General features: G+C 33.4%; 15 protein-coding genes. 7 read left to right on the top strand and 8 right to left on the bottom strand.

What is annotated here, in order from left to right; translation table 11 throughout:
* Nucleotides 1-98: 98 nt before the first annotated feature.
* Together EU98_RS01635 and EU98_RS01640 are read right to left on the bottom strand one after the other, a co-directional pair.
* Nucleotides 99-470, bottom strand: a complete 372-nt coding sequence (locus tag EU98_RS01635; protein WP_032516289.1) for a DUF1818 family protein — start codon at nt 468-470, stop codon at nt 99-101.
* Between the two features lie 2 nt (nt 471-472).
* Nucleotides 473-709: a DNA-directed RNA polymerase subunit omega gene (locus EU98_RS01640; RefSeq protein ID WP_002807252.1), complete on the bottom strand. Its 237-nt coding sequence runs from the start codon at nt 707-709 to the stop codon at nt 473-475.
* Nucleotides 710-807: 98 nt separating this feature from the next.
* Here EU98_RS01640 and EU98_RS01645 point away from each other — a divergent pair, with 98 nt between their 5' ends.
* The gene (locus tag EU98_RS01645) at nt 808-2,373 is read left to right on the top strand and encodes an Hsp70 family protein (protein ID WP_032516288.1); all 1,566 of its coding nucleotides are present in this window, start codon (nt 808-810) and stop codon (nt 2,371-2,373) included.
* A gap of 7 nt (nt 2,374-2,380) precedes the next feature.
* Here the strand turns inward: EU98_RS01645 and pyrR are convergent, their stop codons facing one another.
* Nucleotides 2,381-2,917: a bifunctional pyr operon transcriptional regulator/uracil phosphoribosyltransferase PyrR gene (pyrR, locus tag EU98_RS01650; protein WP_032516286.1), complete on the bottom strand. Its 537-nt coding sequence runs from the start codon at nt 2,915-2,917 to the stop codon at nt 2,381-2,383.
* A 137-nt stretch (nt 2,918-3,054) separates the two neighbouring features.
* Here pyrR and gpmI point away from each other — a divergent pair, with 137 nt between their 5' ends.
* Together gpmI and secG are read left to right on the top strand one after the other, a co-directional pair.
* Complete coding sequence (gpmI, locus tag EU98_RS01655) at nt 3,055-4,677, top strand: 2,3-bisphosphoglycerate-independent phosphoglycerate mutase (RefSeq protein ID WP_032516285.1); 1,623 nt, start codon at nt 3,055-3,057, stop codon at nt 4,675-4,677.
* Between the two features lie 23 nt (nt 4,678-4,700).
* Nucleotides 4,701-4,928, top strand: coding sequence for a preprotein translocase subunit SecG (secG, locus tag EU98_RS01660; protein ID WP_011863548.1), 228 nt, complete (start codon nt 4,701-4,703; stop codon nt 4,926-4,928).
* 68 nt (nt 4,929-4,996) lie between these two features.
* Here secG and groL read toward each other — a convergent pair whose 3' ends face one another.
* Nucleotides 4,997-6,634: a chaperonin GroEL gene (gene groL / locus EU98_RS01665; RefSeq protein ID WP_032516283.1), complete on the bottom strand. Its 1,638-nt coding sequence runs from the start codon at nt 6,632-6,634 to the stop codon at nt 4,997-4,999.
* Between the two features lie 51 nt (nt 6,635-6,685).
* Complete coding sequence (gene groES, locus EU98_RS01670) at nt 6,686-6,997, bottom strand: co-chaperone GroES (RefSeq protein WP_002806275.1); 312 nt, start codon at nt 6,995-6,997, stop codon at nt 6,686-6,688.
* A gap of 216 nt (nt 6,998-7,213) precedes the next feature.
* Here groES and atpD point away from each other — a divergent pair, with 216 nt between their 5' ends.
* Nucleotides 7,214-8,674, top strand: a complete 1,461-nt coding sequence (gene atpD / locus EU98_RS01675; protein ID WP_011863550.1) for a F0F1 ATP synthase subunit beta — start codon at nt 7,214-7,216, stop codon at nt 8,672-8,674.
* Nucleotides 8,675-8,718: 44 nt separating this feature from the next.
* Nucleotides 8,719-9,123, top strand: a complete 405-nt coding sequence (gene atpC / locus EU98_RS01680) for an ATP synthase F1 subunit epsilon (RefSeq protein WP_032516282.1) — start codon at nt 8,719-8,721, stop codon at nt 9,121-9,123.
* A 3-nt stretch (nt 9,124-9,126) separates the two neighbouring features.
* Here atpC and EU98_RS01685 read toward each other — a convergent pair whose 3' ends face one another.
* The 3 genes from EU98_RS01685 to EU98_RS01690 form a co-directional block, all read right to left on the bottom strand.
* Nucleotides 9,127-9,594, bottom strand: coding sequence for a 30S ribosomal protein PSRP-3 (locus EU98_RS01685; protein ID WP_032516281.1), 468 nt, complete (start codon nt 9,592-9,594; stop codon nt 9,127-9,129).
* A 106-nt stretch (nt 9,595-9,700) separates the two neighbouring features.
* Nucleotides 9,701-9,859: a hypothetical protein gene (locus EU98_RS09925; RefSeq protein WP_193743029.1), complete on the bottom strand. Its 159-nt coding sequence runs from the start codon at nt 9,857-9,859 to the stop codon at nt 9,701-9,703.
* Nucleotides 9,860-9,912: 53 nt separating this feature from the next.
* Nucleotides 9,913-11,238, bottom strand: coding sequence for an aminopeptidase P N-terminal domain-containing protein (locus EU98_RS01690; RefSeq protein WP_032516280.1), 1,326 nt, complete (start codon nt 11,236-11,238; stop codon nt 9,913-9,915).
* Between the two features lie 76 nt (nt 11,239-11,314).
* On the opposite strand from EU98_RS01690, the gene EU98_RS01695 reads away from it, so the two are divergent.
* Nucleotides 11,315-12,298: a CNNM domain-containing protein gene (locus EU98_RS01695; protein ID WP_032516279.1), complete on the top strand. Its 984-nt coding sequence runs from the start codon at nt 11,315-11,317 to the stop codon at nt 12,296-12,298.
* Nucleotides 12,295-13,536, top strand: a complete 1,242-nt coding sequence (locus EU98_RS01700) for a GTP-binding protein (protein ID WP_032516278.1) — start codon at nt 12,295-12,297, stop codon at nt 13,534-13,536. The genes EU98_RS01695 and EU98_RS01700 overlap by 4 nt, the downstream gene beginning before the upstream one ends.
* Nucleotides 13,537-13,540: the final 4 nt, after the last annotated feature.

Here is a 13,540-nt window from a genome sequence, read left to right as displayed (position 1 = left end):
TAAACAGATATTTTTTTATTAATAACTGTGGAAAAGTTGTGAAAAATTTTTTTTGGGAAGGGGAAATTTTTTCTAAAATTTCCAATTTTATTTATCTTTTAATCCATTGATTCCCACATGTTTTTTATTTCATAAAATAAATTTTGTGCTATTGGTATCGGCCAATACATCTCGAAGGATCTAGTTTGGTCTTGGCTTTCAAAAACAAACCTTAAACTCCATTCATTCTTTTTCCCCTCTAACTGAATATACCAAGGAAGTCTTTCTAATTCTAAAGTAATGAATTCTTCATCCATTAGTTGATCCTTGATAACTAAAAATTGTTCATTAATTTTTAAGAGTAGAAGGTAAAGTGAATAAAATTCACTTTTTTGTAATTCGATTGACCAATTATCAACACCGATCAAAAAGCAAAATTTGCCTTTTTTAAAATCTCTAAGTAATCTCCATCTTCTTTGGTCTTTTACCAAAATTAGCCTGGAAGTAAATCTGGTTGATCTTGTTCATCACTTAGTTCAATAATTGACCTTTGAACGGGTTTAATAGTTGACTCCTCTAATAAGCCATCAAAATCATCAAAACGTCTTTGTTTAGCCCTGAAAGCAATTTTCACTGTAGTTAAATATCTATTAGTTGATTTTCTTATCAAGCTCTCACCTCTCTTTGCAAGATCATTAGAATCAATTCCTGCATTATTAGATATGTTCATTAAAAAAAATTTTTTACTATAAAATGTATTTTACAGTTTATTCGACCGTTTCAAAACATAAATTACAAAAAGAACTTAATTGATTTAAATAATTTCATATGGAAGAAAGTTTATCTGGAACACTTGCTATTGATTTAGGGAACACTAATACTGTTATAGCTTTTCAAGATCAAAAAGATGTAAATTCTGTTTTAGTTGAAATACCGAATATTACATCTTCTCCAGGAGTTATTCCTTCAGCTATTTGGTACCAACCTTCAAAAATTCCTAAAATTGGTATTAGCGCCCTGGAGATGAGGGATAACTCAAATTCTGATTTATTTTTTCATTCGAACTTTAAAAGATTAATTGGAAATTCTATTGAAAAAAATAACCAAAAAAATATATTAAATCCTAATGAATGTGGCGAAAAATTTTTTCAAATTTTGTGGGAAAATATTCCGCACAAGTATGAGATCAAAAGACTTGTTTTAACTGCTCCTATAGATACATACAAGGGGTACAGAGAATGGTTAGTTAACCTTTGCAAGGAAATATCTGTAGATGAAATAGCTCTTGTTGATGAACCTACTGCGGCAAGTTTAGGAATAGATGTACCATTTGGCTCAAAAATGATGACATTAGATATTGGAGGAAGTACAGTCGATATGAATATAGTAAAAATAGAAGGAGGAGAAGGAAAATCTGGTCCAATAGCTGAACTATTAAAATTTAGAGGTAATGATGTAAGTTCAATTTCAAAACAAAAAATAAGGTGTGCTGAAATAATTGGAAAAACAGGCTCAAAAATTGGCGGGAAAGATATTGATCAATGGATAGTTGATTATTTTATTCCAGGTAATAATTATATTAATAATCTTTCAAAGGCAGAAAAAATAAAATGTCAACTTAGCTCATCTGTAATCAAGTATGAAAATAAATATCCAATCAAATTACTTACAGAACAAAATAAAGAAACTGAATTTTATCTTAGTAAAGAAATATTTGAGAAGATACTCATAGCCAATAATCTTATTAATCATCTTAACTCTTTACTAAAAGATTTATTAAATCAAGCAAGAGGTAAATTTTGCACAGTTGAAGACTTAAATGCAATTGTTTTGGTTGGTGGAGGAACTCAAATACCATTGATTAAAGAATGGATAACAAAAAAAATTCCAAAAATTCAAGTAAAGTCTCCGCCACCTATTGAATCAATAGCTTTGGGAGCTTTAGCAATGACCCCTGGGGTAAAAATTAAAGACATATTAAACAAAGGATTATCTATAAGATTATTTAATAAAAGAGAGCAAAAACACTTTTGGCATCCTATTTTTTGCAAAGGTCAAACATGGCCAACAGAAACACCCTTTAAACTCATCCTTCAATCCAGTAAAAAGAATCAAAAAATATTCGAAATAATAATTGGAGAGACGCAAAAAGAAAGAGTATATGATGTTATTTTTGAGAATGGATTACCAAAGTTATCAGAGATTCAAAATGAAGAAGAAATTATAAAATGGGACAAAAAACCACTTAAGATAGTTTTAAAAAATAAATCTAATATTGGAAAAGACACATTAAAACTTTTTTTTAAAATTACAAAAAATGCTGATTTATCAGTTAAGTGTTTCGATATTAAAGATGAATTTTATGGAGAATATAATTTAGGAAATATCTTCTGAAATTTTGCTACTCAAGAAAAACACCTTCTTCATTATCAATATTATTTAAACGTAAACTAATAGTTTCAATTTTACTAGTTGGCACTTTTTTACCACAAAAATCTGGTTGAATAGGCAATTCTCTATTACCTCTATCAACCATTACTAATAACATTACTCTTTGAGGTCTGCCCCATGAATACAAAGCATCCATTGCAGCTCTAATTGTTCTACCTGTGTAAATTACATCATCTATTAAAAGAATTTCTTGTTTCTCAATAGGAGTTGGAATATCTGCAGCTTGTATTAGGCGAGTTCCAACTCTATTTTGGTCATCTCTATAAAAAGTTGGATCAATTGTTCCTTTTTTAACTCTTAAACCTGTTCTAGAGAATAATTCCTTTTCTAGCACTTCGGTCAACTCTATTCCTCTAGTTGGGATGCCAACCAATAGAAGGTTATCCAGTTTTTTTACTTTTTCGATAATTTCGCAAGTTAAACGCGAAATAGTTTTTCTAAGCTCAACTTCAGTAAGTATTACGATCTTTTTTGTCTTCTTGGACATAATTTATCAAGAAATAAAATTAATCTAATATTTTTATAAATTAGCAAAAGCTAACTATGTTAAATATAAATTGTTAAAGAGTAACTTTTGAAGCTAAATTTAAGGTTGGATCAGTTAACAATGAATTTGATCTAAATATGTCAAAGATTAGCAGCAAAAATATAAAAAGATTAAGTGTTCCTCAGAGCCCTGTAGTCCTTGCGATACTAGATGGATGGGGATATCGCAAAGAAAAATCAGATAATGCTATAAAAAGTGCTAGTACCCCAATAATGGACTCATTGTGGCATGCTTACCCCCACACCCTTATAAGTGCTAGCGGGTCTGATGTAGGTCTCCCAGATGGTCAAATGGGTAATTCAGAGGTAGGGCACCTTACCATTGGCTCAGGAAGAATAATACAACAAGAACTAGTAAGGATTTCAAATATTGTAAAAAATAATCAATTAAGCTTGGTAAATGAGTTAAAAGAGATGGCTGATTCATTAAAGAAAAATAATTCTACTTTGCATATCACGGGATTATGTTCTGATGGGGGAGTTCATAGCCATATAGATCATTTGTTAGGTTTAATAAAATGGGCATATGATAATAAACTTAAAAAAGTTGCAATCCATATTATTACTGATGGAAGAGATACTCCTGCAAAAAGTGCCTTGAAATATCTAAAGCAAATAGAATCATGTATAAAAAAATTTAACCTAGGAGAAATAGCTTCCATTTGCGGAAGATACTGGATAATGGATAGAAATCTTTTATGGGATAGAACAGAAAAAGCATATTCTAATTTGACTGATCCTGATATTCAAATAACAAAAATTTCTCCCAAGGATTACATAGAAAAAAGTTATGATAAAAACATAACCGATGAATTTATAGAGCCCATACGTATTTCTGAAAACTATCTTAAAAATGGGGATAGTTTGATTTGCTTTAACTTTCGTCCAGATAGAGCTAGACAAATAGTTAAATCACTTTCCGTCAAGGAATTCTCAGACTTTGAAAGAAAAAACTATCCAAATCTAGATTTTGTTACTTTTACTCAATATGATCCGAACTTTCCCGTTAAAGTTGCATTCCCTCCTGAATCACTCAATAATTTTATAGGCCAAATAGTTTCAGAAAACGGACTTAAACAATATAGAACCGCGGAAACTGAAAAATATCCTCACGTAACATACTTTTTTAATGGAGGAGTTGAAATACCTTTACCTGGAGAAGAGAGACATTTGATTCCATCTCCAAGAGTCGCAACTTATGATATGGAACCCGAAATGTCTGCGGAGGAATTAACTATTAGTTGCTCTAAAGCAATTAAAAGCGGGAATTATGCTTTTGTCGTAATCAATTTTGCTAATCCTGATATGGTTGGTCATACAGGCAACATGGATGCAACAATTAAAGCTATTGAAAAAGTAGATAAATGTATAGGTCAAATAGTTAATGCTACTGGAGAAATGGGCGGGAGCATAGTTATTACAGCCGATCATGGTAACGCAGAGGTAATGAAAGGATCGGAAGGAGAACCATGGACAGCACACACAATAAATAAAGTTCCATTAATTTTGATTGAAGGTGAAAAAAGAAAAATACCAAGTATGGGAAATGAAATTAATTTAAGAGAAAACGCGGGCTTAGCAGATATTGCTCCCACTTTATTGCAATTATTAAATTTACCAATACCAAAAGAAATGACAGGCAAATCGCTTATTCAAGAAATTGAATCAAAGGGTTATAATAAGGTGGTTCAACATGTTTAAGGTCAATAAAAGTTTTTTAAGCAATGATTCAAATTATTAGTTGGATTTGGGTATTTTCCGGAGTTCTTCTCATTCTCTTAGTTTTACTTCATAGTCCTAAAGGTGATGGAATGGGAGGAATAGCCGCCAGTGGAAGCTCTATGTTCAACAGCGCAAGTAGTGCAGAAGCCTCTCTAAACAAAATAACTTGGACTTTTTTAGTGATATTTTTGTCTCTAGCAATTATTCTTAGCGCTGGTTGGATTTCGTAAAAGTTCAATAAAAAAGGGATCATTTGGAATGATCCCTTTCAAAAAATTAATTAAAAACTATTGTTTAATTAGTAATCGAAGTCGCCGCCCATACCTGGAGCGCCTGCTGGAGCAGCTGAATCTTTTTTCTCAGGTAGATCTGCAACTATGCATTCAGTGGTAAGAACCATTCCTGCTATTGAAGCTGCATTTTGTAATCCTGAACGTGTAACTTTTGCAGGATCAACTATACCAGCAGAGGACATGTCTACATATTCTCCAGTAGCAGCATTGAATCCATCATTAAATGGTTTAGTTTTTACATTTTCAGCAATAACAGCTCCATTAGAACCTGCATTCTCAGCAATTCTCATAAGAGGAGCAGTAAGTGAAGCTTCAACAATGTTAGCTCCAATTAATTCCTCTCCCTTTAAATTTTTATCAGCCCATTCTTTTAAAATAGGAGATAAATGAGCGAGTGTTGTTCCTCCTCCAGGTACAATTCCTTCTTCAACAGCTGCTTTTGTTGCATTAATAGCGTCCTCAAGACGAAGCTTTTTATCCTTCATCTCAGTTTCAGTAGCAGCCCCAACCTTAATCACTGCTACACCTCCAGCTAATTTAGCCAGACGTTCCTGAAGCTTTTCTTTATCATATGAAGAATCTGTTTCATCCATTTGCTTCTTAATTTGATCGCATCTAGATTTAACTGCTTGCTCGTTACCTTCAGCTACAATAGTTGTAGTTTCTTTATTGATAGTTATTCTTCTACCTGTTCCAAGCATGTCTAAGGTAGCATTCTCTAATTTCAAGCCTGCATCTTCAGTAATAAGTTGTCCATTAGTTAAAACGGCCATATCTTCAAGCATGGCTTTTCTTCTATCGCCAAATCCAGGAGCTTTAACTGCAGCAACATTTAACACGCCTCGTAATCTATTAACGACAAGAGTTGCTAAAGCCTCTTTTTCAATATCTTCTGCAATAATGACTAGTGGTTTACCAGTTTTAGCAATTTGTTCCAAAACAGGAACTAAATCTTGCACTAAGGCAATTTTTTTATCAGTCAGAAGGATATATGGTTCATCTAAAACAGCCTCCATTCTCTCCGTATCTGTTGCGAAGTAAGGTGAGATATAGCCTTTATCAAAGCGCATTCCCTCAGTAACTTCTAATTCAGTAGTCATTGATTTACCTTCTTCTAAGGAGATAACACCTTCTTTGCCAACTTTATCCATAGCACTGGCAATCATTTGACCAACTTCTTCATCATTTCCAGCTGCAATAGTTCCACATTGAGCTATAGCATTGCTATCGCTAATAGGTTTAGAATTCTCTTGAATTTTACCAACTAGAAATTCAGTCGCTTTATCAATTCCCTTTTTCAAGGTGATTGCATTAGCTCCTGCAGCAACGTTTCTCAACCCTGATTTAACCATTGCATGAGCTAAAACGGTGGCCGTTGTGGTGCCATCCCCAGCTGCATCATTAGTTTTTGAAGCAGCTTGTCTGATTAAAGCAACCCCTGTGTTTTCAATGTGATCTTCTAATTCGATCTCTTTAGCGATTGTGACACCATCGTTGATAATTTGTGGAGCACCAAATTTTTTCTCTAGTACAACATTTCTTCCTTTAGGTCCAAGCGTTACAGCCACAGACTCAGCAAGGATATCAATTCCTCTCTCGAGCGCTCTACGAGCTTGCTCATTGTAAATAATTCTTTTAGCCATGTTTAGGCAGTGATTTAGTAATAAGTTTTAATAATTTTTGAAACAAATATTTTAGCTTACTACAGCTAAAATATCCTTTTCTGAGAGTAAGACATATTCATCTCCTCCCAATTTAATGTCTGTACCAGCATATTTGCTGTACAAAACTTTATCGCCAATACTCACTTCTGGAGTTTGTCGAGAACCATCGTCATTAAGTTTGCCAGGGCCCACCTGAGCAACTTCTCCGACCTGTGGTTTTTCTTTAGCTGAATCAGGCAAAAGGATGCCCCCAGCAGTTTTTTCCTCAGATGCGGAAACTTTAATAAATATTCTATCTCCCAGTGGTTTTACTGTAGAGACTGTAAGTGAAACAGCTGCCATAGATTAATGGAGGATCATAATTGAGACGCTTTGCGCCATAAAATGGAAAGAGAAATTCTCTGTCCTTATCATCAACAAGATAATCTGCAAAGCGGCAATTAAACCATACTTAAACTGTGCGGGTGGCCGAACCCATTTAACGAATCTACCCATGAGATGGTAGTATTTTCGGATTATGAGCTGTTTAAATCAGCTATTCATCACCAATCAATAAAAATGGTAGCAACTCCATCAACTTCTTCACAAACAAAAGGCGTAGTACGTCAGGTAATTGGACCAGTTCTAGATGTAGAATTTCCAGCTGGGAAATTGCCCAAAATATTAAATGCATTAAGAATTGAAGCTAAAAATCCAGCTGGACAAGACATAGCGCTCACTGCAGAAGTCCAACAACTCCTGGGTGACCATAGAGTAAGGGCAGTGGCAATGAGTGGCACAGACGGTCTTGTAAGAGGCATGGAGGCAATCGACACAGGTGCGCCAATATCTGTGCCTGTAGGAGAAGCAACTCTAGGAAGAATATTTAATGTTTTAGGAGAACCAGTAGATGAACAAGGTCCAGTTAATACTAAAGATACTGCTCCAATTCACAGAGCTGCGCCAAAGTTAACAGACCTTGAAACTAAGCCAAAAGTTTTTGAAACTGGTATTAAAGTTATCGACCTTTTGGCTCCTTACAGGCAAGGAGGAAAAGTTGGATTATTCGGAGGTGCTGGTGTTGGGAAGACAGTTCTCATTCAAGAATTAATTAATAACATCGCAAAGGAGCATGGTGGTGTTTCGGTTTTTGGCGGTGTAGGTGAAAGAACTAGAGAAGGGAACGATTTATATGAAGAATTTAAAGAATCGGGAGTTATCAATGCAGATGATTTAACTCAATCAAAAGTTGCCTTATGTTTTGGACAGATGAATGAGCCACCTGGTGCAAGAATGAGAGTAGGATTATCAGCACTTACAATGGCCGAACATTTTAGAGATGTGAATAAACAAGATGTCCTACTTTTTGTTGATAACATTTTTAGATTCGTTCAAGCTGGTTCTGAAGTATCTGCATTACTTGGTAGAATGCCTTCTGCTGTTGGATACCAACCGACTCTGGGGACTGATGTTGGTGAATTGCAAGAAAGAATTACTTCTACATTAGAAGGGTCCATAACATCTATCCAGGCAGTTTATGTACCTGCTGATGACCTAACAGATCCTGCTCCAGCGACAACCTTTGCCCATTTAGATGCTACTACTGTGCTTGCTAGAGCTCTTGCAGCTAAGGGAATTTATCCAGCAGTTGATCCCTTAGACTCAACGAGTACTATGTTACAGCCCTCAGTTGTTGGCGATGAGCATTACAAAACAGCAAGAGCTGTGCAATCAACTTTACAAAGATACAAAGAACTTCAAGATATTATCGCAATTCTTGGTTTAGATGAGCTTTCAGAAGAGGATAGATTAACAGTCGACAGGGCTAGAAAAATCGAAAAATTTCTTTCACAACCTTTCTTTGTAGCAGAAATATTTACAGGAATGTCTGGTAAATATGTAAAATTAGAAGATACCATTGCCGGTTTCAATATGATTCTGTCAGGTGAATTAGACGATTTACCAGAACAGGCTTTTTACCTAGTTGGTAATATTGATGAAGTTAAAGCAAAGGCTGAAAAAATAAAATCAGAAAAATAAATATTTGAATATTTATATATTTAACCTTCAATAATCTTAAATTAATGGCAATTTCTCTAAAAGTATTAGCTCCTAATAAAAATGTTTATCAAGGCGAAGCTGAAGAAGTAATCCTTCCTAGTACTACAGGGCAACTTGGCGTACTACCTGGACACATCTCTTTAGTTACTGCTATAGATATTGGCGTTTTAAGGCTAAGAATGAATTCCCAGTGGAAATCAATAGCTCTTATGGGAGGCTTCGCTGAAATTGAATCAGATGAAGTCATAGTTTTAGTAAATAATGCTGAAATTGGTTCTGAGATTAATGTTCAAAATGCCGAACAAGATCTTCAAGAAGCAAAATTAATAATCAGCAAATTTTCTGAAAATGAAAAAAGTCCAGAAAGAATCAAAGCCTTGAAAGATATTTCAAAGGCTGAGGCTAGGATTCAAGCTGCAAAGAACTAATATTTAAGCAGTTCCACAAAAAGTTACTTCAGGAAACTTTAATTTGGCTTCTTCTAATTTTTTTGTTTTACCTTCTTCTTGCCAATAATTTATTACCTCAGTAGCTTTATTCAATATTTCTACTCTTTCGTTATCTGTAATCCAAGCTTTGTTCTCGAGTTCACTTTTTAATTTTTCCCATGCATCATCTCTTGGCCAGAAATAATAAGCAGTAAGAGGACTTGGACCTCCCCCCACTATTTGATCAACAGCCAAAGCAACATTATCAGGCAACCACAATACTTTAATGATAAATCTCCCTTCGTCAGGTTTAGGGGTATAACCAGTAGGAACTCCATCCTCGTCAATTTTAGCAGCCGCTAATACAGCTGAAGCACCCATCATTCCCGAATTGGGAGAAGAATTTTTAGACTTTTGGTCATCAATGTTTTTTTCTTTTGAATTTTGATTTAACTTATCTGAGGAGGTCATTCAAGTATTTATGTTTACTAAATAATTTATCAGTTTATGGTCACATTTTGATTGATTTATTCAAAATTTCTTGATTTTAGTTATTCATACTTTCCAAACAGAATTTTTATCTATCATGAGGAACTTGATAAAAATCATAAATTGTAGCTTCCAATGAATCCCAAAGATCTTTAGGGATATCGTTTTCTTCTGCAAACATTCCAAGCTGACTAGCCAAACCTCTAGCCTCGGAGAGTTTCAAATCATTTGAATCTGACTTATTCATTTTTAAACTTTAAACTTTATAAAAATAAATCTATTAATTAAATTAGTCAAATTTTAAAATTCTATATCCGAAATTTCTTTGAGTGCAGCAATACTTAAAACTTCTGGGTTTGCATCTTTGACCAGAACATCATCTTCTATTCTTATCCCAATTCCTTTCCATTTTTCATCAATCTTAGGTTGTCCCTCAGGTACTGGGATCCTATCACTTATATAGATCCCAGGTTCTACCGTAAGAATCATTCCATTCTGTAATGGCACTTGATTGTCTCCCATTCTATATGCTCCAACATCATGGACATCTAAGCCTAACCAATGTCCAGTTCTATGCATGTAAAGATGTTTATATGATTGATTCTCTATTATCTCCTCAGTGCTGCCCGATAATAAACCAATCTCCTTTAATCCCTCTATCAGAATTGTTAAAGCAACATTATGAACAGTATTAGAATTTGATCCAGTAACAGCACTTTTAATTGCATTTTTCTGCGCACTTAATACAATTTCGTAAATAACTCTTTGCTCATGAGAAAATTTCCCACCTATTGGGATAGTTCTTGTTATGTCTCCATTGTAATAATCAGTTAATGAGCAGCCAGCATCTACCAACAATAAATCTTCTTTCTTCAATGGTGAGTTATTTGAAGTGTAATGCAAAATACAGGCATTATCTCCTGAAGCAACAATAGAATTATATGCAGGTCCTCTCGCCCCTTTTTCCAAAAAAAAGCCCTCTAGAAGACCCTGAATTTGCCTTTCATTTTTCTTTGATGAGATAGATTCTCTTACTAATTCATGAGCTTCAGCTGAAATTTGTATAGCCTCTCTCATTCTGTTAATTTCAAATTCACTTTTAATTAATCTCATCTCATTTAAAAAAATTTCTGGAGATTTTATAGAATTTGCCCCGATCCCTAATCTTGATCGATTTTCAAGTTGTTGTGAAAATATCTCGAGTACTATTTTCTCAATTAATGGATACTTACCTATTGAAAAAACAAGTTCATCGGAACCATTTATGTAACTTGGGAGTAAATTTCTTAGTTCAGTTATAGAGTGAGCCTTGTCAGCCTTAAACTCTTTTTCTGCGCCTTCTAAACCCCATCTAAAGCCATGCCAGACTTCACTAATAACATCTTTAGGAGCAACAAACATAATAAATCTCTCTCCCTTTGGCTTATGCGATAAGAAAAGAGCAATTGCATCCGGTTCATCGAAACCAGTTAAATACCAAAAATTACTATCTTGTCTAAAAGGGTATTCACAATCGGCGTGATGCTTTACAAGATTAGCGCCAGGGATAATGGCAGCTTTTCCATCTAAATTATTTAGGAAAACTTCTCTTCTTTCTTCAAAAACTTTATGGTCAGGTTCAAACATAAATTGTGTATTGGCGTGTTTAAAAAAAAAATGGAAGAATGAATTAAAACAGGTTTAGTCCCTAATCTCTACTTTAATGGAACCAAGTGTTTACGGTTTAATTTTCCTTATAATTATTATATTAATTGGCTCGGCATGTTGTTCGGGAGTAGAAGCAGCTTTTTTAGCTGTAAATTCAATTAGAGTTTTAGAAATTGCCTCTAGACAAAAGCCAAAAAGTTCTGCAAATCAACTTCTAAAACTTAGAAAACATCTTGGACGGACTCTAACTGTAATTACTATAACTAATAATGGATTTAATATAATTGGCAGTCTTATTTTAGGAGTATACGGAGCATTAGTAATTAATAGCAGTTTTGGTTTAACCCTTTTTTCAATAGCTTTTTACATACTTGTTGTTTTATTAGGAGAAGTACTGCCCAAAGCTCTTGGCACAAGATTTTCAATTCAAATAGCATTATTATCGGTTCCTATCTTGAGAATATTAAATACTTTTATGAGGCCATTCTTAATATTAATTGAACAGATATTTCCGGTTATTACAGCAGAAAACGAAATTTCAACTGATGAAGAAGAAATTAGACAAATGGCAAAAATTGGAAGTCAGAAAGGTTTAATAGAAGCTGATGAGGCAGCAATGATATTTAAGGTTTTTCAATTAAATGATTTAAAAGCTAAAGACTTAATGACCCCTAGGGTATCGGCACCTTGTCTTGATGGGTCTTCAAATCTAGATGAAATTTCAAAACTTATAATGTCTGACAGCTCTCCATGGTGGGTAATTCTGGGAGATAAAGTTGACAAAATACAAGGGGTAGTAAAACGTGAAAAAATGTTGTCAGATTTAATTAATGGGGAAAATAAAAAATTATTATCAGAAATTTGCGAACCTGTGGACTACATTCCTGAAATGATTAAAGCAGATCAATTATTAACTAAATTTGACAAGAATCATAAAGGAGTGAAAGTAGTAGTAGATGAATTCGGGGGATTCGTGGGAATTATTGGTGCAGAAGCTGTTTTATCTGTATTGGCAGGGTGGTGGAAAAATAAATCATGAAACAATTTAAAATTAAAGAAAATTATTTACTGTTAAAAAAATGGTGGGAGAATATTGATCTTACCAATTATGAAAAAAGTTTTCTTAATAGAGAAATAATTTCATTTAATCAACAACTTTTAAGACTTAAAGAAAAAAAAATAAGAATCGTCGCATATGGTAAATCAGGTGTAGGAAAATCTTCTATTTTAAATTCTTTATTAAAAAAAGACATATTCAAAACAGATATCATTAATGGAACAACAAAAGAAATAAAATCGGAAACTTGGACTCTTAAAGATCAAACAATCAATAGTTTAGAGTTGCTAGATTCTCCAGGATTTGATCTCTGCAATATTAAATTCCCTGATAAAGTTTACTCTTTTATAAATCATTCAGACCTTATTTTATTTATAGTTTCGGGAGATTTAAATAGAAATGAGTTAAGCGAAATTAGCTCTTTTATAAAAGATGGGAAAAAAATAATTGTAATTTTAAACAAAATCGATCTATATAATAAAAATGAATTAAAAGAAATACTTGAAAATATAAAGTATAAGCTTCCAAAAGATTTAAATATTCCAATACTTATTAATTACGAAAACAATCTTAAAAATTACATAACAGAATTTATAAATCTATATGGTGAAATGTTAGTAACATTAAATTCTATTCAATTGGCTGACAAATTGTTTCTGAGAATAAAAGAGCAAAGATTGAAAAGAAGGCAGAAATTAGCTCAATCAACTATTGGTAAATTTTCGACTATAAAGGCATCCGCAGTAGCTCTTAATCCTTTTATTTTATTTGATGTTGCTGGTAGTTTCGCACTAGATACTGCATTGATTAGCGAATTAAGTAAGATTTACGGCTTAAAGTTGAAAGGTGAATCTACAAGAAAAATATTTAAAAATATATCCATTAATAATTTATGTTTGGGATTCACTCAAGTCGGCATCAATACCTCTTTCAACGTTATTAAGAAAGTAATTCTAGTAACAGCGCCTTTTACTAACGGGATTTCATTATTACCCTATGGACCCATAGCGATTATTCAAGCAGCAATCGCAGTGCATTCTACAAAAATCATAGGGAAGTTAGCAGCAAAAGAGATATTTACAAGAAGCAAAGCTTCTTTTATAGAACCTGCAACAATGATCAAAAATATGGCTTCCAATGACCCAGAGATTTATAACCAAATAAATATTTATTTTTCAAATAGAAATTTAAATAAAAATTTTGTTAGCGCTCTGCCTTAAAACT

Source organism: Prochlorococcus marinus str. MIT 9314, from assembly GCF_000760035.1.
Lineage (GTDB): Bacteria > Cyanobacteriota > Cyanobacteriia > PCC-6307 > Cyanobiaceae > Prochlorococcus_A > Prochlorococcus_A marinus_B.
This window is presented reverse-complemented; position numbering and strand designations above follow the sequence as displayed.

Bases quoted from the DNA above. Each gene is read 5' to 3' on its own strand.
- groES (WP_002806275.1), bottom strand. From the start codon at position 6,997: ATGGCAGCTGTTTCACTTACAGTCTCTACAGTAAAACCACTGGGAGAT.
- EU98_RS01690 (WP_032516280.1), bottom strand. From the start codon at position 11,238: ATGTTTGAACCTGACCATAAAGTTTTTGAAGAAAGAAGAGAAGTTTTC.
- gpmI (WP_032516285.1), top strand. From the start codon at position 3,055: ATGTCAAAGATTAGCAGCAAAAATATAAAAAGATTAAGTGTTCCTCAG.
- atpC (WP_032516282.1), top strand. From the start codon at position 8,719: ATGGCAATTTCTCTAAAAGTATTAGCTCCTAATAAAAATGTTTATCAA.
- pyrR (WP_032516286.1), bottom strand. From the start codon at position 2,917: ATGTCCAAGAAGACAAAAAAGATCGTAATACTTACTGAAGTTGAGCTT.
- EU98_RS09925 (WP_193743029.1), bottom strand. From the start codon at position 9,859: ATGAATAAGTCAGATTCAAATGATTTGAAACTCTCCGAGGCTAGAGGT.
- EU98_RS01700 (WP_032516278.1), top strand. From the start codon at position 12,295: ATGAAACAATTTAAAATTAAAGAAAATTATTTACTGTTAAAAAAATGG.
- atpD (WP_011863550.1), top strand. From the start codon at position 7,214: ATGGTAGCAACTCCATCAACTTCTTCACAAACAAAAGGCGTAGTACGT.
- EU98_RS01640 (WP_002807252.1), bottom strand. From the start codon at position 709: ATGAACATATCTAATAATGCAGGAATTGATTCTAATGATCTTGCAAAG.
- EU98_RS01645 (WP_032516288.1), top strand. From the start codon at position 808: ATGGAAGAAAGTTTATCTGGAACACTTGCTATTGATTTAGGGAACACT.
- secG (WP_011863548.1), top strand. From the start codon at position 4,701: ATGATTCAAATTATTAGTTGGATTTGGGTATTTTCCGGAGTTCTTCTC.
- groL (WP_032516283.1), bottom strand. From the start codon at position 6,634: ATGGCTAAAAGAATTATTTACAATGAGCAAGCTCGTAGAGCGCTCGAG.
- EU98_RS01695 (WP_032516279.1), top strand. From the start codon at position 11,315: ATGGAACCAAGTGTTTACGGTTTAATTTTCCTTATAATTATTATATTA.
- EU98_RS01685 (WP_032516281.1), bottom strand. From the start codon at position 9,594: ATGACCTCCTCAGATAAGTTAAATCAAAATTCAAAAGAAAAAAACATT.